19 protein-coding genes are annotated in these 25,265 nt (G+C 72.5%); 8 read left to right on the top strand and 11 right to left on the bottom strand.

Going from position 1 to position 25,265, the window contains the following annotated elements; translation table 11 throughout:
- Positions 1-23: 23 nt before the first annotated feature.
- The 3 genes from BLR68_RS01575 to BLR68_RS01565 are packed head-to-tail and all read right to left on the bottom strand — an operon-like array spanning position 24 to position 2,955.
- Positions 24-1,160: an Mrp/NBP35 family ATP-binding protein gene (locus BLR68_RS01575; RefSeq protein WP_018188267.1), complete on the bottom strand. Its 1,137-nt coding sequence runs from the start codon at positions 1,158-1,160 to the stop codon at positions 24-26.
- Positions 1,157-1,693, bottom strand: a complete 537-nt coding sequence (locus BLR68_RS01570; protein ID WP_018188266.1) for a DUF1003 domain-containing protein — start codon at positions 1,691-1,693, stop codon at positions 1,157-1,159. Before BLR68_RS01570 ends, BLR68_RS01575 begins: the two co-directional genes overlap by 4 nt.
- Positions 1,693-2,955 carry a magnesium transporter MgtE N-terminal domain-containing protein gene (locus BLR68_RS01565; RefSeq protein ID WP_018188265.1) on the bottom strand — a complete coding sequence of 421 codons (1,263 nt, stop codon included), beginning with the start codon at positions 2,953-2,955 and terminating at the stop codon, positions 1,693-1,695. The genes BLR68_RS01570 and BLR68_RS01565 overlap by 1 nt, the downstream gene beginning before the upstream one ends.
- A gap of 72 nt (positions 2,956-3,027) precedes the next feature.
- Here BLR68_RS01565 and BLR68_RS01560 point away from each other — a divergent pair, with 72 nt between their 5' ends.
- Both BLR68_RS01560 and BLR68_RS01555 read left to right on the top strand, forming a co-directional pair.
- Positions 3,028-3,765 (top strand): YflT domain-containing protein, encoded by a 738-nt coding sequence (locus BLR68_RS01560; RefSeq protein WP_018188264.1) that lies wholly within the window; start codon positions 3,028-3,030, stop codon positions 3,763-3,765.
- Positions 3,762-4,433, top strand: coding sequence for an alpha/beta hydrolase family protein (locus BLR68_RS01555; protein WP_018188263.1), 672 nt, complete (start codon positions 3,762-3,764; stop codon positions 4,431-4,433). Before BLR68_RS01560 ends, BLR68_RS01555 begins: the two co-directional genes overlap by 4 nt.
- Here BLR68_RS01555 and BLR68_RS01550 read toward each other — a convergent pair.
- From BLR68_RS01550 to BLR68_RS01540, 3 genes are read right to left on the bottom strand one after another with little or no spacing between them, the layout of a single operon-like run.
- Positions 4,415-6,193 carry a gamma-glutamyltransferase family protein gene (locus tag BLR68_RS01550; protein WP_018188262.1) on the bottom strand — a complete coding sequence of 593 codons (1,779 nt, stop codon included), beginning with the start codon at positions 6,191-6,193 and terminating at the stop codon, positions 4,415-4,417. The two genes, BLR68_RS01555 and BLR68_RS01550, sit on opposite strands and share 19 nt — an antisense overlap.
- Before the next feature lie 4 nt (positions 6,194-6,197).
- The gene (locus BLR68_RS01545) at positions 6,198-7,616 is read right to left on the bottom strand and encodes an aminopeptidase P family protein (RefSeq protein WP_018188261.1); all 1,419 of its coding nucleotides are present in this window, start codon (positions 7,614-7,616) and stop codon (positions 6,198-6,200) included.
- Between the two features lie 31 nt (positions 7,617-7,647).
- Entirely contained in the window at positions 7,648-8,661 is a 1,014-nt protein-coding gene (locus BLR68_RS01540) for an endonuclease/exonuclease/phosphatase family protein (RefSeq protein ID WP_018188260.1), read from the bottom strand.
- Between the two features lie 56 nt (positions 8,662-8,717).
- Between BLR68_RS01540 and BLR68_RS01535 the strand changes: the two genes are divergently transcribed.
- Entirely contained in the window at positions 8,718-9,593 is an 876-nt protein-coding gene (locus BLR68_RS01535) for a PHP domain-containing protein (protein ID WP_018188259.1), read from the top strand.
- Between the two features lie 14 nt (positions 9,594-9,607).
- On the opposite strand, the gene BLR68_RS01530 is transcribed toward BLR68_RS01535, so the two are convergent.
- The gene (locus BLR68_RS01530) at positions 9,608-11,125 is read right to left on the bottom strand and encodes a DEAD/DEAH box helicase (protein WP_018188258.1); all 1,518 of its coding nucleotides are present in this window, start codon (positions 11,123-11,125) and stop codon (positions 9,608-9,610) included.
- Between the two features lie 144 nt (positions 11,126-11,269).
- Between BLR68_RS01530 and BLR68_RS01525 the strand changes: the two genes are divergently transcribed.
- Positions 11,270-12,004, top strand: coding sequence for a ferritin-like fold-containing protein (locus tag BLR68_RS01525; RefSeq protein WP_018188257.1), 735 nt, complete (start codon positions 11,270-11,272; stop codon positions 12,002-12,004).
- 30 nt (positions 12,005-12,034) lie between these two features.
- On the opposite strand, the gene BLR68_RS01520 is transcribed toward BLR68_RS01525, so the two are convergent.
- Positions 12,035-12,325 (bottom strand): hypothetical protein, encoded by a 291-nt coding sequence (locus tag BLR68_RS01520; RefSeq protein ID WP_018188256.1) that lies wholly within the window; start codon positions 12,323-12,325, stop codon positions 12,035-12,037.
- A 1-nt stretch (position 12,326) separates the two neighbouring features.
- On the bottom strand, positions 12,327-12,548 hold the full coding sequence (locus BLR68_RS01515) for a DUF3107 domain-containing protein (protein ID WP_018188255.1): 222 nt from the start codon (positions 12,546-12,548) through the stop codon (positions 12,327-12,329).
- 167 nt (positions 12,549-12,715) lie between these two features.
- On the opposite strand from BLR68_RS01515, the gene BLR68_RS01510 reads away from it, so the two are divergent.
- A complete protein-coding gene (locus BLR68_RS01510; protein ID WP_018188254.1) occupies positions 12,716-15,793 on the top strand; it encodes an ATP-dependent helicase in 3,078 nt (1,025 codons plus the stop codon).
- Complete coding sequence (locus BLR68_RS01505; RefSeq protein WP_018188253.1) at positions 15,790-19,068, top strand: ATP-dependent DNA helicase; 3,279 nt, start codon at positions 15,790-15,792, stop codon at positions 19,066-19,068. Before BLR68_RS01510 ends, BLR68_RS01505 begins: the two co-directional genes overlap by 4 nt.
- A gap of 15 nt (positions 19,069-19,083) precedes the next feature.
- On the opposite strand, the gene BLR68_RS01500 is transcribed toward BLR68_RS01505, so the two are convergent.
- Positions 19,084-20,313 carry a phosphotransferase gene (locus BLR68_RS01500; protein WP_026302981.1) on the bottom strand — a complete coding sequence of 410 codons (1,230 nt, stop codon included), beginning with the start codon at positions 20,311-20,313 and terminating at the stop codon, positions 19,084-19,086.
- Positions 20,314-20,377: 64 nt separating this feature from the next.
- Here BLR68_RS01500 and nudC point away from each other — a divergent pair, with 64 nt between their 5' ends.
- Complete coding sequence (gene nudC / locus BLR68_RS01495; protein ID WP_018188251.1) at positions 20,378-21,280, top strand: NAD(+) diphosphatase; 903 nt, start codon at positions 20,378-20,380, stop codon at positions 21,278-21,280.
- Complete coding sequence (locus BLR68_RS01490) at positions 21,277-22,989, top strand: ATP-dependent helicase (protein ID WP_018188250.1); 1,713 nt, start codon at positions 21,277-21,279, stop codon at positions 22,987-22,989. Before nudC ends, BLR68_RS01490 begins: the two co-directional genes overlap by 4 nt.
- Before the next feature lie 788 nt (positions 22,990-23,777).
- Here BLR68_RS01490 and BLR68_RS01485 read toward each other — a convergent pair.
- A complete protein-coding gene (locus BLR68_RS01485; RefSeq protein ID WP_018188249.1) occupies positions 23,778-25,211 on the bottom strand; it encodes a zinc-dependent metalloprotease in 1,434 nt (477 codons plus the stop codon).
- Positions 25,212-25,265: the final 54 nt, after the last annotated feature.

The following is a 25,265-nucleotide window of genomic DNA, read 5'->3' as shown; positions in this document are numbered from 1 at the left end:
GGCATCCGCCGTCTGTCGTCGGATCAGGAGCGCGAGACGGGCAGCGACCGCCCGGCCAGCGAGCGCCGCGTCGTGGCGATCGCATCGGCGATCGCGGAGATCGCCCGCGCCGCGGTGTCCTCGGGCTCGCCGATCACGACGGGGACGCCCACGTCGCCACCCCGCCGGAGCGCGGCGCTCAGCGGGACGGACCCGAGGAGCGGCACCGTGAGTCCGCCGACTGAGAGGGCGGCCGCGACGGCCTCGCCGCCGCCCTGACCGAACAGGTCGAGGACGCTGCCGTCGGGAAGCATGAACGCCGTCATGTTCTCGATGACCCCGATGACCGACTGGCCCGTCTGACGGGCGACGACACCGCTGCGCACAGCGACATCGGCCGCCGCCGCCTGCGGAGTGGTCACGACGAGGACCTCCGCGTGGGGGAGCAGCTGGCCCACCGAGATGGCGACGTCCCCCGTTCCCGGCGGCATGTCGATCAGGAGCACGTCGAGGTCGCCGAAGTGCACATCGGTGAGGAACTGCTGCACCGTGCGATGGAGCATGGGACCGCGCCAGGCGACAGCGGGGGACGCATCCGGGGGCAGGAACATGCCGATCGAGATCGTCTTCACGCCGTGTGCCACGGGAGGCAGCATGAGGTCGTTCAGACGGGTCGGCTGCGGGGGCCGGCCATCCTCGTCGACGAGGCCCAGGAGCCCGGGGATCGAGAACCCGTGGACGTCCGCGTCGATGAGCCCCACGGCGAGTCCGCGGGAGGCCAAGGCGGCCGCGAGATTCGCGGTGACGGTGGACTTGCCCACACCGCCCTTGCCGCTCGTGACGGCGATCACCCGGGTCAGCGAGTCCGCGGTGAAGGGCATGCGCTTGGTGCCGCGGATCCGTTCCACGAGGGCGGAGCGCTCCGCCGCGGTCATGACGCCGACGTCGACCGCGACGTCGGCGATGCCCGGGACGGATGCCGCGGCATCCCGCACGTCGCGTTCGATGCGGTCCGCCGCGGGGCAGCCGACGATCGTCAGGGCGATGCCCACACGAGTGATGTCGCCGTCGACGGCCACATCGCGCACCATGTCGAGTTCGCCGAGCGGGCGGCGCAGTTCGGGGTCGATGACGGCCGACACCGCGGCGCGGACCTGCTCGGCGGTCGCGTGCGTACTCACGACGTCGAGTGCTCGTCGCCGGGGCGATCGTGGTCGCGCTCGTCGAGACGATCCAGCAGCGACCTCAGCTCCTGGCGGAGGACGTCGCGGCTCACCACCTCGCTCTGCATGTCGGTGAGCGCCATCCGCAAGGCCACGACCTCACGGGCGAGGTACTCGGTGTCGGCGAGATTCCGCTCGGCCCGCTGACGGTCCTGCTCGATCTGCACCCGGTCGCGGTCGTCCTGGCGGTTCTGCGCGAGGAGGATGAGCGGAGCCGCGTACGAGGCCTGCAGCGAGAGCACGAGGGTGAGGGCGGTGTAGCCGAGCGCCGCGTCGTCGAAGCGGAGCGACTCGGGGCCGATCGTGTTCCAGGTGATCCACGCGACGCAGAAGAGGGACAGGATCAGCAGGAAGACGGGGGTGCCCATCGCCCGGGCGATCCACTCGGTGAAGCGTCCGAACCGATCACGCGACGGCTGCGGCGTGCGGCTGAGGACGCTCGCCCGGCGACCGCGCGGTGCTTCGAACCCCGACTTCGGTGCGCGCGCCATCATCGCCGCACCCCCGGGGTCTGCCGCGGGGCATCCTGCGAACGCCAGTCATCGGGCAGGAGGTAGTCGATGACGTCGTCGACGGTGACGGTGCCGACGAGGTGCCGAGCCGAGTCGACGACGGGGAGCGAGACGAGGTTGTAGCTCGCGAGCAGACGAGCCACCTCGGCGGCGCTGGCCGAGACGGTGACCGGCTCCACGCTGTCGTCGATGATGGCGCCGAGTCGCTCGTGCGGCGGGTAACGCAGCATCCGCTGGAAATGCACGACGCCGAGGAGACGCCCCGTCGGGGTCTCGTACGGGGGCAGCGTGACGAACACCGCCGCGGCCAGCGCGGGGTGCAGTTCGTGACGACGGATGAGGGCGAGGGCTTCGGCGACGGTCGCGTCGGCGGACAGCACGATGGGCTCGCTCGTCATGAGACCGCCGGCCGTGTCGGGCCCGTGCTCGAGGAGGGCCCGGACGTCCTCCGCCTCCTCGGGCTCCATCAGGTCGAGAAGCTGGCCGGCGCGGGCGTCGGAGAGCTGCCCCAGCACGTCGGCCGCGTCATCGGGCTCCATCGCGTCGAGGACGTCGGCGGCGCGCTCGTCGCCGAGGGCCTCGAGGATGTGCACCTGATCGTCCTCGGGCATTTCTTCGAGCGCGTCGGCGAGTCGATCGTCGGGGAGCTCCTCGGCGACCTCGAGGAGGCGGTCCTCGGGGAGATCGAGAAGGGTGTTGGCGAGGTCGGCAGGCTTCAGCTCGGAGTACGAGGCCACCAGCAGCTCGGCGGACTGCGTCTGGCCGGCCACCTGCTCGTCGCGGACGTCGTTCCACTGCGCGAACGTCGTCGGCCCCTTGGCAAAGGGCGAGGCGCTCGTCTTGGGGCGCCGGAGGAACAACTGACCGACGTGCCATTCGCCGAGGCGGTCGCGTTCGATCGCCACGTCCTCGATGACGGCGGAGCCCGACCCGTCCGTGAGGTGGACGCTGCGGCCGATGAGCTCGGTCATGACGCGCACCTCACCGCCTCGCTGCTCGAAGCGGCGCACGTTGATGAGGCCCGTCGTGATGACCTGACCGCTGGCGATCGAGGTCACGCGGCCGATGGAGAGGAAGACGTTCCTCCTGCCGGGGATCTCGACCACGAGTCCGACGACCCGCGGAGGGTCGTCCTTCCGGTAGATGACAACCACGTCGCGGACCCGCCCGAGCCGGTCGCCCGACGGGTCGAAGACGGCGCACCCGGTCAGGCGCGCGACGAAGACCCGCTGCGTACTCACCCGACCAGCGTAGTCGGCGGATACCTCACGGTTCCTGCGCCGACGCAAAGGGGCTCGTGGGAGACTGACACCATGAGCATGATGGGCGGGGCCCCGAAAGAGCACGGTGCGACGGTCGCGGAGTACACGTCGTACGAAGCGGCGCAGAAAGCCGTGTCGACGTTGATCGCCTCGGACGTGCCCGCCCCGGACATCGCCATCGTCGGGCGCGGACTGCGATCGGTCGAGCGCGTGACGGGGCGTCTGGGGTACGCGACGGCCGCCCGCTCCGGTGCGATCAACGGCGTCCTGCTCGGCCTGCTGTTCGCCGCCATCTTCGTGCTCGGGAGCCCGGGAGCCGTCCTGCAGCTCTTCGTCGGCGTCATGCTCGTCGGCATCGCGATCGGCATGCTCCTGAGCATCATCAGCTACTCGATCCTCCGTCGGCGACGCGACTTCACCTCGGTCACGCAGGTGATCGCCGACCACTACGACGTCACCGTGCTGTCGCGGAGCTTCGGTCGGGCCACCGAGCTGCTCGGCGGGTCGCGGACGTCGGCACCGCGTCCCGCGCCGCCCGTGGATCTGACCGACCCGCCGCGGTACGGCGAACGGATCGAGCCCGGCGCTGCCGCTCCGCAGTCCGGGGAACGCGTCGATCCGGCGCCGTCCCCCGCCGCGGGCGAACGCGTCGACCCGGCCGCGCCACCGCAGTACGGCGAGCGTGTCGATCCTGCGCCGGCGCCTCCCGCGACGCCGCCCCAGACCGCTCCCGGTCAGGGAACTCCCGGCCAGCCGACCGGGCAGGCCGCCCCCGACGCTCCGCGATGATCGTCGTCGCCCTGCCCTCGGGCGGGGTCGAGCTCGACGCCTGGATGGACGAGGCGGACGATCCGAGAGCCGTCATCGCTCTCGCTCACGGCGCGGGCGCGGGTCACGAGCATCCGTTCCTGGTGGGTGCCGCGCGGGTGTGGGCGGACGCCGGCTTCACGACGGTCCGCTTCGACTTCCCCTACCGGCACGCCGGGCGACGGATGCCGGGCCCCGCCGCACACGCCATTGAGACGTGGGCCGCGGTCGAGATGTTCTGCCGCGAGGCGGCACCGGGCCGCCCGTTCGTCGCGGCGGGCAAGTCGTACGGCGGTCGCATGGCGTCGATGGCCGCGGCCGAGGCACGGATCGGGGCTGACGCGCTGGTGTACCTCGGGTATCCGCTGCACCCGCCCGGTCGACCCGAGAACGCGCGCACGGCCCATCTGCCCGCGGTGACCGCGCCGCAGCTTTTCCTGGCCGGCACCAAGGATCCGTTCCTGCAGCCGCTCGTCGACCTCGAAGCCGCCGTCGCCGCATGCCACGATGCGGAGATCCGCTGGTTCGAGGGCGGCGGCCACTCGTTCGAGGTCGCGGGTCGGAAACTCCCCGCAGACGAGGTGGGTGCCGCGACGGCGCGGTCGGCCGTCCCGTGGCTGACCGCCCGGCTTCAGCGCCCCGCCGCGTAGCCCTGCATACCCCGGGGGTTGGCGGCGCCCCACAGGATGCCGGTGCCCCGGTCGATCCCGACCGCAGAGAGCCGGCCGAGCGACCATTCGCCCGCCCTCGTGACGCGGTGGCCCCGCTCGGCGAGTCCGGTCAGGACGGCGTCATCCAACCGCTCCTCGGCGACGAGGCCGATCGGGTCCCTCGTGCGCGGCCAGAACGAGTCGACCATCGCCGCCGTGTGCAGCGTCGGAGCCTCGATGGCCTGCTGCGCGGTGTACCCGCCGACGAGCATCCGCAGCAGCATCGGCAACTGCCACTGGTCCTGCTGGTCGCCGCCGGGTGTGCCCATCGCGATGCGGGTGGTCCCGTCGTGGACGAGCGTCGGGGACAGGGTCGTCCGCGGGCGATCGCCCGGCCGGAGCGCGGCGGGGGAGGCGTCGTCGAGCCAGCACATCTGCAGTCGCGTCCCGAGGCAGAAACCCAGTGAGGGGATCGTGGGGGAGGACTGCAGCCAACCGCCGGACGGGGTGACGGACACGATGTTGCCCCACCGGTCCACGACGTCGATGTGGCACGTGTCGCCGCGGGTGGCGCCGGTGCGGTCGACCGTAGGCTCGCCCGTCCCTGCGGCGGACGCACCCTCCTGCCGGAGCGGTGGCTCCCACGGTCCCGCTCCGGGGAGTGTGGCGGGCCGCCACCGCGACGACGCGCGGTCGCCGATCTCCGCGCGCCGGGAGGCGATGACGGCGTCCGAGAGGAGGGGGCCGGCGTCCGCACCCTCGCCGAAGTACGCGTCGCGGTCGGCGAGGACGAGCTTCAGGACCTCGATGACCGTATGCGCACCCGTGAGGGTCGAGGGGTCCAGGTCGGCCTCCGGAAGGGGCTCGAGGATGCGCAACGCCTCGAGCAGGGCGGGTCCCTGGGACCAGGCATCCGCCTTGAACACCGTCCGACCGCGGAACGGCACCGACATCGGCGTCTCGTAGCGCGCCGGTGCGTCGATGAGGTCGTCGGGGGTCAGGACGGCGACATGATCGGTGCCGCTGGAGTGGCGATGCGGGCGCGAGAGGAAGGCGCAGGCGTCGGTGAGCAGGCGCCGCCATTCGGCTCGCGCCGCGTCGATGCCGACCGTCCGGTCCTCCGCCTGTCCGGCCGCGGCGGCGACGCGGCGGAGGACGTCCGCGTACGCGGCGTTGCGATGAAGGTCGCCTGCCGCCGGGACGCGGCCGTCCACGAGCCACAGCTCGGCCGATGACGTCCAGTGGTCCCGGAACAGGTCGGCGACCCGGCCGATGGTGGCTGCGGCCGCCGGCAGCAGCGGATGCCCGTTGTCGGCGTAGTCGATCGCGTACGCCACGACGTCGGCCACCGACCACGTGCCGTGGTCGCGGAGGACGAGGAGCCACGCGTCCACGGCGGCCGGGATCGCCGCCGCGAGGCCGCCGGCACCGGGGACGAGATCGAGTCCCTCACCTCGGAAATGGCTGATCGTCGCACCGGCGGGTGCCGCGCCCTGACCCATGAGGACCGTGGGGGCCGCGGCATCCGCCGGTTGGAAGAGTCCGACGAGATCGCCGCCGGGACCGTTGAGGTGCGGCTCGACGATGTGCAGCACGAACCCACCCGCGCAGGCGGCGTCGAACGCGTTGCCGCCGCGCTCGAGCACGGCTTGAGCGACCGCGGTCGCCGTCGCATGGGTCGACGCGGCCATGCCGAACGTCCCTGTCAGCTGGGGTCGCGTCGTGAAAGCGGGCGGCGGTGTGTAGGCGGACGCGGTCATCGATTCAGGCGCGGGCGCGGGCGATCCAGGCCTCGATGTCGTCGGCGGTGCGCGGGATGTGGGCGGAGAGGTTCACCGGCCCGTTCTCGGTCATGAGGATGTCGTCTTCGATGCGCACGCCGATCCCGCGGTACTCCTCGGGCACGGTGAGGTCGTCGATCTGGAAGTACAGGCCCGGCTCGATCGTGAAGACCATGCCCGCCTCGAGCACGCCGTCGTAATACATCTCCCGTCGCGCTTCTGCGCAGTCGTGCACGTCGATCCCGAGGTGGTGGCTCGTCCCGTGGACCATGTAGCGGCGGTGCTGGCCGCCGCGGTCGGCGTCGAGCGCCTCCTCTGCGGTGACCGGGAGCAAGCCCCACTCGGCGGTCCGCGCGGCGATGACCTCCATCGCGGCCTCGTGGATCGCGCGGAACTTCACGCCCGGGCGGGCTGCCGCGAACGCCGCGTCCGCTGCTTCCCGCACGGTCTCGTGGATGCGGCGCTGCACGGGCGAGAACGTGCCCGACACGGGGAGGGTCCGCGTGATGTCGGCGGTGTAGAGGCTGTCGACCTCGACGCCGGCGTCGATGAGGACCAGATCGCCGGGGACCACGGCGCCGTCGTTGCGCGTCCAGTGCAGGTAGCAGGCATGAGGACCGGATGCCGCGATCGTGTCGTACCCCTCGCCGTTGCCGTCCGTGCGGGCGCGCAGGTGGAACACGCCCTCGATGGCACGCTCGCCGCGAGGGGTGTCGATGATGCGGGGGAGTTCGGCGACGATGTCGTCGAAGCCGCGACCGGTGGCCTCGACGGCGAGGCGGAGCTGGGCGATCTCGTACGGGTCCTTCACCAGGCGCAGCTCGGAAACGAAGCGCGTGAGCTCGTCATCGGCCTCGAGGGTGAGGTCGTCGTCGGTGCTCGTGAACGCATCGACGTGGGCCGTCGCGAGTCCGAGGTCGGCGGCGACCGCTTCGAGGGAGGGGCGCGGACCGATCCAGAACTCGCCGATGGATGCGTCGGCGTAGAACTCGGTCGTCGTGCGATCGGCGCGCTCGCGCAGGTACAGGGTCACGTCGTGACCGCCCTCGACGGGTTCGAAGACCAGGACGGAGTCGGGCACGGCGTCGGCGCCCCAGCCGGTCAGGTGCGAGAAGGCGGAGTGGGCACGGAACGGGTAGTCGGTGTCGTTCGAGCGCTGCTTGAAGGAGCCGGCGGGGATGACCAGGCGCGACCCCGGGAACGCGGCCGAGACGGCGGCTCGACGTGCGGCGGCGTAGGGGGCTTCGGCTCGCTGCGGCGGCAGGGAGGCGGGCCGCTCGGCCCATCCGGTCGAGATCGACTCGAGGAAGCCCGCGGGGAAGGGCTGCTTGCGGTTCGTGGTCGCTGCCGCCGGGGTCTCGGTGGTCTCCTGGGCGATGGTGTCGCGCTCGTCGGTGGTCATCTTCCCAGTCTCGCACCGACCGTCGACCTCGTCAGCCCAACGGCTCCAGTTGCACGATGACAGGGCGGTGGTCTCCGCCGGACCCGTCGAGGGAGGTCACCACGACCGAGCCGGTGGCGCGCCAGGCATCCGTCGTCATCACGTGGTCGATGGGCGCACCCAGCAGAGCCGGCCAGGCCGTGTCCCAGGTCCCGACCGCGCCGTTGCCCGTCGTCGAAGCGGCGTCCTGGCAGCGTCCGAGGGTGCCGCCGTGGGTGCCGAGCCGGCTCATGTGGTCGATCGTCGCGTTGAAGTCGCCCGCCAGGATGACGTTCGCACTCGCGCACTGGTCCGCGATCCAGCGGAGGTCGCTGCGCCAGTGCGCCATGTCGTTCTGCCTCGGCGCGACGGCGTGGACGGCGACGACGGTGGGGCCCTCCCCGTTGACGGGCATCGCGACCACGCTCGGCACGACGGACGTGTTCTTCGTCCCGGAGGAGTCCGACTCGACCACGGCGTAGTCGCCGAGGTCGGGGGAGATCAGGAGCGTCGTGTAGGTGGCATCCCACCCCTGGTAGTTCTCCTCGTGCACCCACATGGGGTTGCCGCGCTCGCGCATGGCCACGGCGATCGCCTTGCCGGTCTCGTCGGTGGTCTCGGGGAGAGCGACGATGTCGACGTCCATCGCGATGGCCGTCGTCACGATCGCGTCGACGTCCGTGGCCTCGCCGGCGGTGTTCCACGTCATGACGCGGACGCTGTCGGAGGTCGGCTCGGGGAGCCCGGACGTCCCGAGGCCGCGGAAGGCGAGGATCCCGACGTTCGCCGCGCAGGCGAGGATGCCGATCATCGCGAGACCTGCTCCGAAGCCGCGTGTGCGGCGCCCGAGGCACACCAGCAGACCGATGAGCGCGAGGACGGCGAAACCGACGGCGACGACGGGTCGCAGCGACACGAGCTGCGCGATCGGGAAGGTCTGCTCGAGGCGGAAGAACTGAGGCCACGTCAGGATCGCTGCGCCGACGGCGGCGGCGATCGTGAAGAGAATCCCCGTCAGTCGCAGCACATCACGACACTAAGCGGGCAGGCTGGGGACTTTCTGCGCGCGGTACGCTCGTGACCATGTCCGCAGGGTCCTCCGCTCCATCGGCCCCGCACGGGCCCGGCGATCTCCACCTGCACTCGGACCACTCCGACGGCACCGAGCCGCCCGCGGTCGTCATGGCCGCCGCTCACCGCCACGGCATCCGGACGGCCGCCCTCACCGATCACGACACCACGTCGGGGTGGGCGGAGGCAGCCGATGCCGCCGTCTCTCTCGGGATGTCGTTCCTGCCGGGGATGGAGCTGTCGGCGCGGCACGAGTGGCGGAGCGTCCACGTGCTCGCCTATCTCATCGACCCCGAGGACGCGGGCCTGCGAGCCCTCACCGATCGCATCCGGCGGTCGCGGCTCACCCGTGCGCGGACGATGGCCGAGCGCATCGGACGCGACTACGACCTCACGTGGGAGGACATCGAGGCGCAGACGGCGGAGGGAGCGACCGTGGGGCGTCCCCACATCGCCGACGCCCTCGTCGCCCGGGGGCACGTCCGCGATCGCGGCGAAGCGTTCGGCGGCATCCTCTCGCCGGCCAGCGGGTACTACGTGGCCTTGTACGCGCCCGATCCGGTCACCGCTGTCGCGGCCGTGGCCGGCGCGGGGGGTGTCCCCGTGATCGCGCACCCCGCCGGGCGGGCGGGACTCCTGCCGAACCGCGTCGTCCGCGGGATGCTCGACGCCGGCCTCGCCGGGTTCGAGCTCGGCCACCGCGAGAACGTCGAGCCCGCGCTCGGGGAGCTGCGGCGCCTGGTCGCGGAGCGGGACCTCATCGCGACCGGGTCGAGCGATTACCACGGTCGCGGCAAGCCGAACGTGCCGGGGGAGAACACCACGTCCGAGGACGCGATCGCGCGGATCGTCGCCCTCGGGACGGGGAGTGCGGTCGTCACGCCGTAGCGCGACGACCCGGCTCAGGCGCCGGCGATCGGTGCTGCGCCGCCGGATCCGCCACGGCGGCGGCGACGGCGCCGCGCGGGGGCGGGCTTGCCGTCGTGGTGCTCCTTGCCGGCCCCGTCATGCGTGCCGGCGCCGTCCACGGCACGGTCCGCCGAATCCGACGTCGAGTTCGCCGAGGCGGATGCCGCGGCGCCGGGCTCCTGCTCGAACGTCGAACCGACCCTGACGTCGTCCCCGCGGCGGCGACGGCGACGACGGCTGATGCCGGCATCCGCTGACTGGTCCGCGGCGGCGTCTGCAGCCCGGGCGGGCGCCGCGGACGAGCGCGCGGGAGCGGCCTTGGGGGCGGCGGTGATGCGACCCTTGGTGCCGACGGGGATGTCGAGCTCCTCGAACAGGTGAGGGCTCGACGAGTAGGTCTCGAGGGGTTCGGGCTGGCCGAAGTCGAGCGCCCGGTTGATGAGCGCCCACTTGTGCAGGTCGTCCCAGTCGACGAAGGTCACCGCGATGCCCGTCTTGCCGGCACGGCCGGTGCGGCCGGCGCGGTGGAGGTACGTCTGCTCGTCATCGGGGATCGTGTGGTTGATGACGTGGGTCACGTCGTCCACGTCGATGCCGCGCGCGGCGACGTCGGTCGCGATGAGGACGTCGCGCTTGCCCGCCTTGAAGGCGGCCATCGAGCGCTCGCGGGCCTCCTGGCTCATGTCGCCGTGGACGGCGCCGGCGCTGAAGCCGCGGTCGCTGAGCTCGTCGACGAGGCGCTGGGCGGCGCGCTTGGTGCGCGTGAAGATGACGGTCTTGCCGCGACCCTCGGCCTGCAGGATGCGTGCGATGACCTCGTCCTTGTCGAGCGAGTGCGCCCGGTAGACGAGGTGCTTGATGTTGGCCTGCGTGAGGCCCTCGTCGGGGTCGCTCGCGCGGATGTGGATCGGGTTCGACATGAAGCGGCGGGCGAGCGCGACGATCGGTCCGGGCATGGTCGCCGAGTAGAGCATCGTGTGACGGACGGGCGCGACCTTCTGGAAGATCTTCTCGATGTCGGGGAGGAAGCCGAGGTCGAGCATCTTGTCTGCTTCGTCGAGCACGACCTCGGTCGCGTGCGACAGGTCGAGCAGACGCTGGTTGTTGAGGTCGATGAGTCGGCCCGGTGTGCCGACGACGATCTGCGCGCCGGCCTTGAGCTGGTCGATCTGACCCTCGTACGCCTTGCCGCCGTAGATGGCGACCACGCTCGTGGCGCGGCCCGAGGTCAGCATGTCCATGTCCTCGTAGACCTGGACGGCGAGCTCGCGCGTCGGGACCACGATGAGGGCCTTGACGCCGGGCTCGGGGTTCAGGCCGAGGCGCTGGACGACGGGGATGCCGAAGCCGAAGGTCTTGCCGGTACCGGTCTTCGCCTGGCCGATGATGTCCTGGCCGGGAAGGCCCAGCGGAATCGTCTGCTCCTGGATGGGGAACGTGTCGACGATCCCCTTGGCGGCGAGGGTGTCGACGATGTCCTGGTCGACGCCGAGCTCTGCGAACGTGGTCATGCTTTTCCGTGCCTGTCTGGCGGTGAGATGCCGCCGTGATGTGGGTCCACGCCCTTCACTCAGCCCCAGGCGCGGGGTCCCGATCCGACGCCGGGACGGATCCACCCTACCGGAGGGGTGCCTCCCGCCCCGTAGGCTGGCCCCGTGGTGAGGTGGTTCTGGCAGCGACGACGGCCCCCCGGGCGCATCCTTCGACTGCGTTCGCGCGATGAGGCGAGCGACGTTCGCCGTGTCGACTTCCAGCAGCTCGCCCCCGACGTCGCGACGTACCTCGGTCAGGCCGCCTATCTGCAGCTCGGCTACGTCGAGACGCTGAGCTCGGTCATCGAACGCAGTCCCGAGCTCGCGCACAAGGAGTCGCTCTCCCGTGCCGCCGGCGCGGCGCTGTTCAAGCATCAGGCCCTCGTGGCGCTCATCCGCGACCGCGGTGAGGATCCGCTCGAGCTCATGCTGCCGTTCCGCGAACCGCTCGACGCGTTCCGTCGGGCGACCCACGGCATCCGTCCCCTCGAGACCATGCTGACGGTGCACGTCACCGCGGGCCTGCTCGACGACTTCTACCTGTCGCTGTCGGGGAGCTACGGCGACACGGGCCGCCGCGCCGCCGCCATCCTCCGAGCGGATGCCGACCGGTCACCGCTCGTCGGCATCATCACCGACGCCATTGCGGCCGACGACGAACTGCGGTCGCTTCTCAGCATGTGGGGGCGCCGACTCGTGGGCGACACGCTCCTGGTCGCCCGGGGTGCACTCCGCTCGGGCGCCGCAGAGCGCCCGGGTGCGCTCGATCGGGACGACGAGAAGCAGGTCGAGCCCGTGTTCACGCAACTGCTCGGCGCGCACTCGCGACGGATGACCGGCATCGGCCTCGACGCCTGAGAGGGCGCGGGCCCCCCGAGAAGGCGCGGGCTAGGCGATGCCGAGTTCGGTGCGCGTCCGCGCGTCGTGTGCGGCGCGCAGCCGCGACAGCGCGAGCAGAGCGGTGGGCGTCACCACGACGGGGACGGCGATGCTCACGAGCCAGATCCATCCCTGATCCGGACCGACCCCGGCCCACGTCATGGCCGTCCAGGTGCCGGCACCCAACAGGCTCCCCAGCAGGGGGCCGAGGGCCACGCCGCGCAGGGAGCGCAGCGGCAGCGCGTAGTGCGCGGCCGCCCCGGCGATCGCCCCGAAGACCAGTGCCAGGACGACGAGCATGTCAGGCGACGAAGCCGACGCGCCGGGACTGGTCGGTGCCGACCTCGACGAACGTGATGCCCGCCGTGGGGATGAGGTAGGTCGCGCCCTTCGCGTCGGCGAGGGTCACGTAGCTCGCACCGCTGTCGAGGGCGGTGATGATCGTCTGCTTCACGGCGTCGGCCGTCTCGTTCGAGTCGAAGCCGAGCTCGCGCGAGTTCGCGATGCCGATGCGGATCTCCACGGTGATGCCTGCCTTTCCCGGCCCGGGTCTCCGGGCGCTTCTCGAGCCTACGACACCCGCTCCCGCCGTGGCCGCGGGCCCGCGCTCGCTGTCGGCGAACGCGGCTGCGGCCGGCGCGCGGGAGGGGTGGTGCACCGGTGTCGGCGACGCCGATTAGCGTGGAGCGCATGCCCGCCGCGCCCCTCCGTTCCGACCCGGCGCAGGATGCGGTGACCTCCCTCCCCTCCGACGCGTCCGGTGTCGTGATCGGAGCTCCCGGCACCGGCAAGACATCGACCCTGGTCCGTCGCGTCGTCGCGCTCGTCGACGGCGGGATGCCGCCCGAGCAGATCCTCGTGCTCACCCCCACGCGCACGGCGGCCACAGCGCTCCGCGACCGGCTCGCCGTCGGCGTGGGCGTGGCGACGAGCGGCCCGCTGGCCCGCTCCGTCGCCGCCTTCGCCTATCAGGTCGTCCGCGCGCACGCCGTCCACCGCGGGGACGAGCCGCCGCAGCTGCTCACCGGCCCCGACGAGGACCGAATCATCGGCGACCTCCTCGCCGGCGACGCGGAGGACGAGCAGAGCGGGCCCTCGCGATGGCCGGAATGGCTGCCCGCCGACATCCGCTCCGGCGCGGGTCTGCGCGCGGAGATCCGCGCCTTCCTCGCCGAGATGACCACCCTCGGCATCGAACCCGAGCAGCTCGCGGCGCGCGCCGCGGCGACCGACCGCCCCGTCTGGGCATCGCTCGCATCCTTCGCGCACGAGTACCGCGCCGTCCGCGCCCGCATGCGCGGCGCGCACCGTGACGCGGCGGGTCTCGTGCGCGAAGCGGTCGGGCTCCTCCGCGACGCTCCCGCGGGCTCGCCCGCTCTCGGCGCGGTCGCGGGACTGCGCGCGATCCTCGTCGACGATGCGCAGGAGGTCACCCTGGGCGGCGTCGAACTGCTGGAGGCGTGCCGGATGCGGGGCGTCGCGGTGCTGGCGTTCGGCGACCCGGACGTCGGATCGGGATCCTTCCGCGGCGCCCGCCCCGAGAACTTCGCCCGTCTCGCCACGAGCACGTACGTCCTGGGCAGCGTGCACCGGGGGACCGCCGCCCAGCGCGACCTCACCGCCCAGGTCACGTCCCGCATCGGCGCGGCGGGATTGGTGGCGCACCGGCATCCGCCCGTCGGCCTCGAGGCAGACGACAGCGTGCGCGCCTTCGCGCTTCGCTCGGGGGCGGAGGAGTTCGATCTGATCGCCCGGCTCCTGCGCGAGCGGCACGTGCATGACGGCGTCCCGTGGGAGCAGTGCGCGGTCATCGCCCACGATTCGCGTCAGGTGACGGCGCTCGAGGCGGAGCTGTCTGCGCGCGACGTCCCGACCGCCGCCGTCGGCCCCGCGCGAGCCCTCGCCGAGACGCCGATCGTGCGCGACCTCCTGCGCGCGGTCGACCTGGCCGCCGTCGCCACCGAGCTCCGCACCGACGACGACGTGCTCGACGTGCTCGTCGGCGGGGGACTCGATCCCGTCGAGCTGCGGAGGCTGCGCGCCGCCCTCCGCCACGCCGAGCTGCGGTCGGGTGGGGAGAGGTCGGCTCGCGAACTGCTGGCGGCGGGGGCGCGGCATCCGATCGAGTTCGACATCATCGACACGCCCGAGGCGCGACGCGCGGCTCGGCTCGCGCGGACGCTCGCCGAGGTGGGCGAGCAGCTCCAGTCGGGTGCGACCGCGCACGAGCTGCTGTGGACGGTGTGGGAGCAGCGGGGGCTCGAGCGCCAGCTGCGCACGCTCGCCGACGGCCAGGGTCCGCTCGCCGATCAGGCGCGGCGCGACCTCGACGCCGTCGTCGCCCTCTTCGAAGCCGCGAAGCGTCACGGCGAGCGGGAGGACGGCACGGCACCGATCGATCACCTCCGCGCGCTGCTGTCGTCCGAGGTCGCCGAGGACCGCCTGCGGACCGGGACGGTGGCCAGCGGCGTCCAGATCTCCACGCCGGCGGCCGCGCTCGGGCTCGAGTTCGACACCGTCGTCGTCGCCGGTGTCCAGGACGGCGTCTGGCCGAACCTGCGCCTGCGGGGGAGTCTGCTCGAGACGGCGCGGCTCGCCGAGCAGGACGCCGACGTCGACACCGCCGACCGCCGACGGGGCGTGCTGCACGACGAGCTGCGGCTGTTCGCGCGCGCCGTCTCGCGGGCCCGGTCGCGTCTCGTCGTGACCGCGGTCGACGACGACGATTCCGGCCCGAGCGTGCTGTTCGAGCTCCTGCCTCCCGCGGCGCCGGCTCCGCGTGCTGCGGAGCACCCCCTGACCCTCCGAGGGCTGGTCGCGAGCCACCGACGCCGTCTGACCGACCCGCGCACCACCGAATCCGATCGGACGGATGCCGCCGGGCAGCTCGCATTGCTCGCGGCGGCGGGCGTGCCGGGTGCCGACCCGGCCCAGTGGTACGGCCTCGCCGAGCCGACCTCGACAGCCCCGATCCGCGACCTCGACGCCGAACCCCTGCGCATCTCGCCCTCCCGCATCCACGCACTGGAGCAGTGTCAGCTCGATTGGGTGATCGGTGATCTCGGCGGCGATCCGGGCGGCGCCGTGGCGGGTCTCGGGACCCTCCTGCATGCCGCGCTCGAGCATGCCGACGCGGCGGACCCCGAGGCGCTGTGGGCGTTCGTCGAGGAAGGCTGGTCGCAGCTCGAGTTCGAGGCGGCCTGGATCGACGAGGCCGAACGCCGCCGCGCCCGCGACCTCGTGACGCGCCTCGCCGCCTACCTCCGCGACACCGAGCGAGCCGGCACGACCCTCGTCGGCGCCGAGCCCCACTTCGAGGTGCCGCTGCCGGTGGCGGATGCCGCGCATCCCGCGATCCTCTCGGGCTACATCGACCGGGTCGAAAGGACGAGGGACGGACGCGTCGTCATCGTGGACCTCAAGACCGGCCGGAGCGAGGCGACGAGCGACCGCGCCGCGGTCGACAATCCGCAGCTCGCCGCCTACCAGCTCGCGTTCGAGCGGGGTGCGATCCCCGAGGTGGCAGGCGCCGCGCCGGGCGGAGCGAAGCTGCTCGTCCTGAAAGGCACCCGGAACGCGCCGTACGCAGAACCCCGCCAGGAACCTTTCGACGACGAGACGCGCGCCGCGTTCCTCGGCCGCGTCGACGAGGCCGTCCGCGTGATGCGGGGGACCTCGTTCGTCGCCCCGTTCGAGGAGCACTGCCGTGACGACCACACCCGTGGCCTCTGCCGCATCCACACGATCGGTCCGGTGAGTTCCGCGTGAGCACCGCACTCCTCAGTCCCGAGACCGTCGCGGCGGCCCTCGGACAGTTCCCGCCGACGCCCGAGCAGTCGGCCGTCATCTCCGCCCCCCTGGCCCCGGCTCTCGTCGTCGCCGGTGCCGGCAGCGGCAAGACCGAGACGATGGCGGGGCGCGTCGTGTGGTTGGTCGCGAACGGCCTGGTCCGCCGGGACGAGGTGCTCGGCCTGACCTTCACGCGCAAGGCCGCGGGCGAGCTCGCGGAGCGGATCGGCTCGCGCCTGCGCCGCCTGGCCGAGTTCGAGCGGCGCGGTCTGCTTCCGCACCTCGAGCGGCTCAACGACGAGGGTCGCCTGGCCGTGTTCGGCGAGCTGGAGCGAGCCGGCGCGCCCGAATCGGCGCGCCGCGCGGCGCTCGACGCGCTGGCTCCCGAGCCGACCACTCCCGAAGCGGGCGATGCGATGCTGGAGCGCCCCGCCGTGTCGACCTACAACAGCTTCGCCGACGCCATCGTGCGCGAGAACGCGGTCCGCATCGGGCGCGACGCCGAGGCGGTCGTGCTCAGCGAGTCCGCCGCGTGGCTGCTCATGCGTCAGGTGGTGCTCTCCTCCGACGACACGCGCCTGCCCGATCGCATCGAGCGGCCGTCGACGATCATCGATGCGGCGCTGCGGATCGCACGCGACAGCGTCGACAACCTCGCCGACCTCGATGACCTCGACGCCTTCGCGGAGGAGTTCCAGGGCGTCCTCGAGCGGCCCAGTCAGCGAGCCGCCACCACCGTGTACGCCGACGTGCGGACGGCGGCCGAGAAAGTGTCCGGGCTCGCCGTCCTCACCTCGCTCGCCCGCACCTACGAAGCCGAGAAGCGGCGGCGTGGCCTCATCGACTTCTCCGACCAGGTGGCCGGCGCCCTCCAGGTCGTCCGCGCCCACCCGTCGGTCGCCGAGGAGCTCCGCCAGCGTTACCGGGTCGTGCTCCTCGACGAGTACCAGGACACGTCCGTCGTGCAGACCGACCTGCTGGCCACCCTCTTCCGCGACACGGCGGTGATGGCCGTCGGCGACCCGCACCAGTCCATCTACGGCTGGCGCGGCGCGAGCGCAGGCAACCTCGGCGACTTCGCGCGCTCGTTCGACCCGGATGCCGGGGCCCGCACCTACTCGCTCCTGACGAGCTGGCGAAACGGCGTCGACGTCCTCCGCGCGGCGGGCGCCGTGCTCGCGCCGCTGGAGGCACCCGTCGAGGTGGGGACTCTGAGACCTCGCGAGGGCGCGCCGACGGGTCGCGTCGACATCGTGGTCGAGACGGACGTCGATGCGGAAGCGGATGCCGTCGCCGAATGGTTCCGAGCGGTACGGGACGAGCGGCACCGCGGTGGACGGTCGACGACGGCAGCCGTCCTCGTCCGCAGCAAGAAGCACATGCTCCGATTCGCGGACGCGCTGGGGCGACGCGGCATCCCGCATCGGATCCTCGGACTGGGAGGACTCCTCTCGACGCCCGAGGTGGTCGACGTCGTCTCGGCCCTCCGCGTGATCAGCGACCCGCGGGCCGGGTCCGCTCTCATCCGCTTGCTCTCGGGGCCGCGCTGGGCGATCGGTCTCGCCGACCTGCGGGAGCTGGCCCAGGTCGCCGCGCGTCTCGTCCGTCACGACACCGCCCTGCAGCCCCTGCCTCCGGAGCTCGCCGAGACGATCCGCTCGTCGGCGGGGGACGAAGGCGGCTCGCTCGTCGCCGCTCTCGACTTCGTGGCCCGTCAGAAGCCGGACCACGGCTGGCTCGCCGGGTTCACCCCCGCGGCGCGGGAACGCCTCCGCGATGCCGGAGCGGTGTTCGCCGGGCTCCGGCGAGCCGCGGGTCTGCCGATCCCCGAACTCGTGCGTCTCATCGAGAACGAGCTGCGCCTCGACATCGAGCTCGCCGCGAACGAATCGCGCGGTCCGGCACGGACGGCATCCGATCAGCTCCGGGCGTTCATCGACGAGCTCCACGGCTTCCTGCAGACGGACGAGCGAGGTTCGCTCCCGAGCCTGCTGGCCTGGCTCGATAGGGCGGAGCGAATCGACGAGTTCGCCCCGCGCACCGAGCCGCCCGAGGACGACGTGGTCCAGCTGCTCACGATCCACGGGTCGAAGGGCCTCGAGTGGGATGCCGTGGCCGTCGTCCGAGGCGTCGAGGAGGAGCTGCCTGCCCGCTTGCAGGATTCGAAGGGATGGCTCGGATTCGGTGTGCTGCCGTACTCCTTCCGCGGCGACCGGGAGTGGCTGCCCGATCTGCGGTGGCGCGCACCCGACGCCCCCTCCCAGCAGGACCTCAAGACGGCGTTCGGGTCGTTCACCGACGGCATCCGGGAGCGCCACCTCGCTGAGGAGCGTCGTCTCGCCTACGTCGCGGTCACGCGCGCCCGCGAGCACCTGCTGATCTCCGCCTCGCCGTGGGCCGGCACCAAGAAGCCCCGTGAGGTCAGCCGGTTCGTCCGCGAGATCGCGGAGGAACTCGGGATCGCGCTTCCCGACGCGGACGTCGCCGAGAACCCGTACGAGGGTGCCCGGGCGACGCTCGACTGGCCGATCGACCCCCTCGGATCGCGCGCACCCCGGGTGCGGGAGGCCGCGGCCCGGGTCGAGGCGGCGATGAACGCCCCGGCGGCGACCCCGACACGCGACCTCGACCTGCTCCTCGCCGAGCGTGCGGCGCGCGCGGCCGGCCGCGAGAGGGTCGCGCCCACCCGCATCCCCGCATCCCGGTTCAAGGACTTCGTCGCCGACTACGACGCGGCGGCGACGGCGGTCGCCCGCCCCCTGCCCGAACGGCCCTACCGGCAGACGCGACTCGGCACGCTGTTCCACGCGTGGGTCGAGCAGCGGTCCGGTCTCGTCGGTCGGTCGCGCTCGGTCGACGACGTCCTCTGGGACGACGACGAATCGGTCTCGATGTCACCGGCCGACGCGGATGCGCTCGACCGGCTGCGCGACGCGTTCCTGGCGTCGGAGTGGGGTCCCCTTCAACCGATCGAGGTCGAGACGGAGATCGATTTCGTCGATCCCGACGCGCTGGGCGACGGCCGTCCCCACATCGTCATCTGCAAGCTGGATGCGGTGTACCGCCGGGGCGACCGGATCGAGATCGTGGACTGGAAGACGGGTCGCCCGCCGCGCACCCCGGCCGAGCGCACCGAGCGGATGCTGCAGCTCGAGCTGTACCGCAGGGCCTACCACGCCAAGCACGGGGTTCCGATGGACCGGATCGACGTCGTGCTGTTCTACGTCGCCGACGGTCTGATCCTCCGCGGCTGACGAAGCGACGGCGGGTCAGGCGGTCCCCGTCCAGCGACGGAGCGCGTTCTTCGCGGCGTCGTCGGGGTCGCTCTCCTCGGCGGGGGTCTCCGCCTGTGCACCCGCCCAGTCGCCGAACTCGAGGGCCTCGGTCTCCTGGTCGACGACGGATGCCGCCGGCGCCGCATCGTCGTCCTCGTACCCGTCGAGCATGCCGGGGTCGTAGGCATCGGTCTGCATGGAGGTGTCGATGGCCCCCGTGGTGCTGGCCGGCACGCGCCCCAGTGCGGCCAGGGCGTCGTCGATGCTGACGGTCCCCGATCCGATCGGCGCCTCGTCGCGGACGCTCTCGTCGAGGGACTCGAGGAGGGCCACGGCATCCGTCATGACCGACTCCGACGCCGTGTCGTGACCGTGCACGAGCCACTTGGCGAACTCGAGCTCGGCGTGCAGCCGGGCGCGCTCGGCGAGCATCGCGTCGGGGGCGCGCCCGCTCGCCGCGGCGTAGGCCACGACGACGTCCGCGGCGGCGTCGGGTGCGCTGGCGACCCAGCGCAGATCCTCCGCGGGGTCGCCGACGCTCAGCCCGCCCCAGTGGAGCAGCCCGGCGACGGTGGGAACCCCCTCGACGTCGGTCAGGGTGAAGGATGCCGGATCGACGCCGCCGAGGATGACGGTGGGTTCGAGGTTCCACAGCGCATCCAGCGCGACAGCCCGGCTCCACCGTCGCAGGAGGCCGAAGGGCAGTCGTCCGGTCGACTCGGCGCGGTCCAGGAGACGCTCGGTGTCCGCCCGCACCTGCGCGGCCGTGCGGGCGGGCAGGCCCGCGCCGTGGACGATGGAGGTGGGGAGCTCGTGGATGCCGGCGATGGCGGCCGCGATGGCGGTTGCGACGCCGCGCCCCGGCGGGACGTGGGCGGCGTCCACCCGATAACCGGCGAGGTAGGTCTGCACGCGCGCCGTGCGGCCGCCGACGCGGGAGGTCCCGAGGGTCTCGGGGGCTCGGAAGGGCAACATGGCCCGGACTCCGGGCGTGAGGGCGCCGAGCGCCGTCGTCTCGCGGACGGCGTCCGCCTCGGCCTCGTCGCTCTCGGGAACGCGGACGACGAGCCGGGTGCCGTCGTCGAGGTGGAGGAGCGCGCTGTCGTAACGGTGGCCGACGTCTTCGCTGAGTGCAGCCGCACCCGTGATGCTCGTGCGCACACCCGACGCCTGCGAGAGAGCCGCCGTGGCGGCCGCGGCTAGAGTGAGAGGAGAGCGTGCCATGCCCCCCAGGGTAGGCGGGGCACGGCCCCGCGCCCCCACGCCACGCCCGCAAGAGAGGTCCTCGATGACGACGAAGGACGTCCCGCCGCCCCTGGCGCGAGCGGTCATCGACCGCGCAGCCGAAGAGCGGCTCGACGAAGGTCTGCTCACCCGCATCCGAGCGGATCGCAACACGCGCGTGCTGCTGCTTCACGGCGACCGCGCGCCGCTCGACGAGAACTCGGCGCTGCGCTGGCTCACCCCCGAGGCCGTTCCCGGTGACGCCGTCTGGGCGTTCCTCGGCCGCGATTCCCAGCACCGCGCGGTCGCCGTGGCGGCCGTGTCGCCGAAAGCCGACGAGCCGACGGTGGATGCCGCGGGGTGGGGGAGTCTGCGCGTCGTCGGAGGCGATCTCGACGCCGACGAGGCGGGCCGCTTCGTGCAGGGGCTGAGCCTCGGTCGCTGGCTGCTCGACGCCCCGTTCTGCCCGGCCTGCGGCGGGGCGACCGAGATCCGGCAGGCGGGCTGGTCCCGACGGTGCGTCGTCTGCGGTCGCCAGCACTTCCCCCGGACCGACCCCGCCGTGATCGTCGCCGTCGCGAGCTCGGACGGGGAGCGTCTGTTGCTCGGGCGGAACGCCGCGTGGGGCGACATCCCGACCTATTCCACGTTCGCGGGGTTCGTCGAGGCCGGCGAGTCGCTCGAGACCACCGTCGAGCGCGAGGTCGCCGAGGAGGCGGGCGTCCGCCTCGACCGCATCGTCTACCGCGGATCGCAGGCGTGGCCGTACCCGCGCTCGCTCATGCTCGGCTTCACCGCCTTCGCCGTCGCCGACGATGAAGCCCGCCCCGACGGCGAGGAGATCCTCGACGTGCGATGGTTCACCCGGGCGGAGATCCGCGAGGCTCTGGCGGGCGGCGGCGACATCCGTCTCCCCGGGCCGGCTTCCATCGCCCGGAGCCTCATCGTCCGATGGGTCGGGGAGTGAGCGCGGACCCGCTCGCCGACCTCGACGACCGCCAGCGCGAGGCGGCGAGCACCCTCCGCGGTCAGGTGTGCGTCCTCGCCGGCGCCGGCACGGGGAAGACGCGCGTCATCACCCACCGGATCGCGCACGGCGTCGACACCGGCGCCTATTCGCCGCAGCGCGTCATGGCGGTCACCTTCACGACGAAGGCAGCCGGCGAACTGCGGGGCCGGCTCCGGGCACTCGGCGTCGAGGGCGTCGCGGCCCGCACCTTCCACGCCGCGGCCCTCGCCCAGCTGAACTTCTTCTGGCCCCAGGTGGCGCGCGACACCGCGCCGGCGATCGTCGACAGCAAGGTGAAGCTCCTCTCGCACGCGGCGGACGGGATCGGTCTGCGACTGGATGCCTCCACGCTGCGCGATGTGGCCTCCCAGATCGAGTGGCGGAAGGTCACGATGCGCTCGATCGAGGACTACGCCGACGTCCGGGCCGGCGGCATCCCCGGTCTGTCGATCGACCCCCTCGTGGGCCTCCAGCGCGCCTACGAGAAGCTGAAGGACGAACGACGCCAGCTCGATTTCGAGGACGTCCTGCTCGCCTGCGCCGGGATGATCGAATCCGAGCCGCGCGTCGCCGCGGCTGTGCACGAGCAGTACCGCCACTTCACCGTCGACGAGTACCAGGACGTCTCGCCCGTGCAGCACCGCCTGCTGCAGCTGTGGCTGGGCGATCGCAAGGATCTGTGCGTCGTCGGCGACGCGAGCCAGACCATCTACTCGTTCGCCGGCGCCGACCCCCGCTACCTGCTCGAGTTCGCCGAGCGCGACGACGACGTCACCGTGGTGCGCCTCGAACGCAACTACCGATCGGATGCCGCGGTCCTCGCCGTCGCGAACGAGCTCATGCGCGGGCGACCCGGCGCCCTGCAGCTCGTGACACCGGCGCCCGCCGGCCCCTCTCCCGAGGTGACGTCCTACGAGGACGACGCGGCCGAGGCGAACGGCATCGCGGATCGGATCGCCGCGCAGCTCCGAGAAGGTGTCGACCCGCACGACGTCGCCGTGCTCTACCGGCTGAACGCGCAGTCGGCCCCGCTCCTGGCGGCCCTCTCGAGCCGCGGCATCCCGGCGACGGTCCTCGGGGGCAAGCGGTTCTGGGACCTGCCCGAGGTGCGCCAGGCGCTCATGGCCCTCCGCGGTGCCTCCGTCGCGCCGCTGTCGGGGTCGTTCATCGCCACGGTGCGCGACGTCCTGCGATCGCTCGGACTGACCGACGAGGCGCCCCCCGCCGGCGGCGCGCTGCGCGAGGCCTGGGAAGCGCGGGCGGCGGTGCTCCGCCTCGCCGAGGAAGCCCCGGAGGGGACCACTCTGCGCGGCTTCACCGACGAGCTCACCGCCCGCGCCAAGGCGCAGCACGAACCCGCGATGCGCACCGTGACCCTGGCGACGCTCCACGCCGCAAAGGGCCTCGAATGGCCCCACGTCCACCTCATGGGTCTCAGCGAAGGGCTCCTCCCGATCTCGTACGCGACGACGTTCGAGCAGATCGACGAGGAGCGGCGTCTCGCCTACGTGGGCGTCACGCGGGCCGCGCGAACGCTGTCGCTGTCGTGGGCGCAGCGGTCGGGGAACCGGGAGCGTCAGCGCTCCAGATTCCTTCAGGAGATCGGCAGAGGCACCCTGCGTGAGGGCGGTGTTCGCGGCTCTCGCCCACCCCGTCCGCGGCGCTGAGGACGACGGAGCGTCCTACCGCGCCGCTGCGCAGCATCCGGGCCGCGAGGGTCGCCGCCTCGACCAGCAGGAGCGGGTCGGTGGGGACCGACGGTCGCGCGAGCAGCTGCGCCGCCACGAGCGGCCAATCGGGGTCGCGATCGCGCCGATACGCGTGGACGCAGGCGATGCAGGCGCTCTCTCCGGGGACGACGAACGGCCCCACGACGACACGGTCGCCCGAGAGCTCGATCGGAAGATGGGGGATGTCTTTCGCGGTGAGCCGCGCCGCGCGATGCGGATCGACCAGGCGCGACGCGACCACGACGATCGGTTCGGGCGCCGTTGGCAGGGGCCATCGCGCGGTGTCGACGACGTCCAGTCCCGCGGCCTGCATCCCGCCGACGAGCGTGGTCTCGTCCTCGTGGCGCAGATCGGCCGGCAGCTCGACCCGGACGGCCGGTGCCGGCGCCACCTCGGGAGCGAGGGCCTTCTCGATGCGACGCAGGAACGCATCCGCTTCGTCGTCGGTCGCACCGAGCTCCCGCGCCAGCGGGGCGAGGCGTGCATCCGGGATGCCGCTCACGAGGGCATCGAGCAGACGCTCCTGCCACGGCGTCAGACCGGTCAGCGGTCGCTCGTCGTCCATCCCGAGCTGGACGCTGGTCGGGGTCCGCCACAGCGGGGGATGAGAGGGGGCGAGACGCAGCATGCCGCGATTCTGACGTCGCGTCCCCGCCTCCGCCGGGGCCGTCCACAGGCGAACGCTGAGGACAGGCCTCAGAGCCGCTGTGGAGGAGGCTCGGGGATCAGACGGGCCGCGGTCCCGTCGGGCCGTCCTCGCCGGGCGCATCCGGCTCGTCTGGCTCGTCGTCGGCAGGAGCCGCATCCGTCGGATGCTCCGCGGCTGCCTCCTCGTCCAAGAGGGCCGCGAGGGCGTCGTCGAACGCATCGCGTTCGGGCTCCTCGCCGCGCTCGCTCGCCTGCAGCCGTGCCACCAGCGCGGCCGGATCGTCGATGTCCTCAGCCGTCGGGATCAGGTCGGGGTAATCCCAGAGGCGGTCGCGGACCGTCGGACCGACGGCATCCGTCACCGCGCGCCACATGGCGGCGGCTTCGCGCAGTCGACGGGGACGCAGTTCGAGGCCGACGAGGGAGGCCATCGCCTGTTCGCCGGGCCCGCCGACCGCGCGGCGGCGGCGGACGGCCTCGGCGATGCGGTCGGCGGAGGGCACGCGCGCGGTCGCGTCGGCGGTGACGACGTCGACCCAGCCCTCGATGGTCGCGAGGAGGTTCTCGAGCCTCGTCAGGGCGGCGACCTGAGCCTCAGAGCGCTGGGGGAGGAGGGCGCCGCTCTCGATGGCCGCCTTCAGCTCTTCGGGGGCCGACGGATCGAACCGCGAGGCGAGGTCCTCGAGGGCGTCCGTGTCGACGTGGACGCCGCGCGCGAAGTCGGTCACCTGCGAGATGACATGCAGGCGCAGCCACTTCGCGTGACGGAACAGTCGCGCGTGGGCGAGTTCGCGGGTGGCCAGCACGAGCGCGAGCTGGTCCTCCTCGATCTCGAGGTCGCGGCCGAAGTCCGCGAAGTTCTGCGGCAGGATCGCCGCGTCCCCCGTGGGCATAAGAGGGATGCCGACGTCGCCACCGCTCACGACCTCGAGCGACAGGCGTCCGATCACCGCACCCAGCTGCGACGCGAACAGGGCGCCGCCCACGCGGCGCATGAGGCGTCCCGCGCCCTGGATGGCCGAACGCATCTCCTCGGGCGTCTGCGACTCGAGCGCTGCCATGAGCGCGTCGCTGATCGAGGTCGCCATCGGCTCGGCGAGCTCCTGCCACACCGGGAGGGTCGCCTCCACCCACTGGCCGCGGGTGATCGGCTGCGGAGCTTGCGCGAGCTCGGCGATCGCCGTCACCTCGCTGAGCCACAGCGCGGCGAGGGCGAAGGCCTGATCGAACTCGGTCCGCGACCCTGCCGTGATCCCCAGCCCGTCCTGATTCGCGATGTGCAGGGCCTGGGTCTTCGCGGCGGACCAGTCGAGGCCGTCGTCGTCCCCGTCACCGGCCATCGCCGCCTGGAACTGGCGCATGATGTTCTGCATCATCGCGGGGTCGATGCCCATGCCCGACAGCTGGCGGAGCTGCTCGGGGTCGATTCCGCCCTGACCGCTCAGCATGCGTCGGAGCATCTCGGCGAGGTCGTCGTCGCCGGGCAGATCGTCGTCCGAGGGATCGGTCATGTCAGGCGCCTTTCAGCAGGGGGGAGACGTCTCGTTCTACGCTAGTGGCAGGTT

The organism is Microbacterium sp. 77mftsu3.1, from assembly GCF_900100525.1.
Classification (GTDB): domain Bacteria; phylum Actinomycetota; class Actinomycetes; order Actinomycetales; family Microbacteriaceae; genus Microbacterium; species Microbacterium aquilitoris.
Note: the sequence above shows the minus strand (reverse complement) of the source record. Positions and strands in the feature narration are given on the sequence as shown.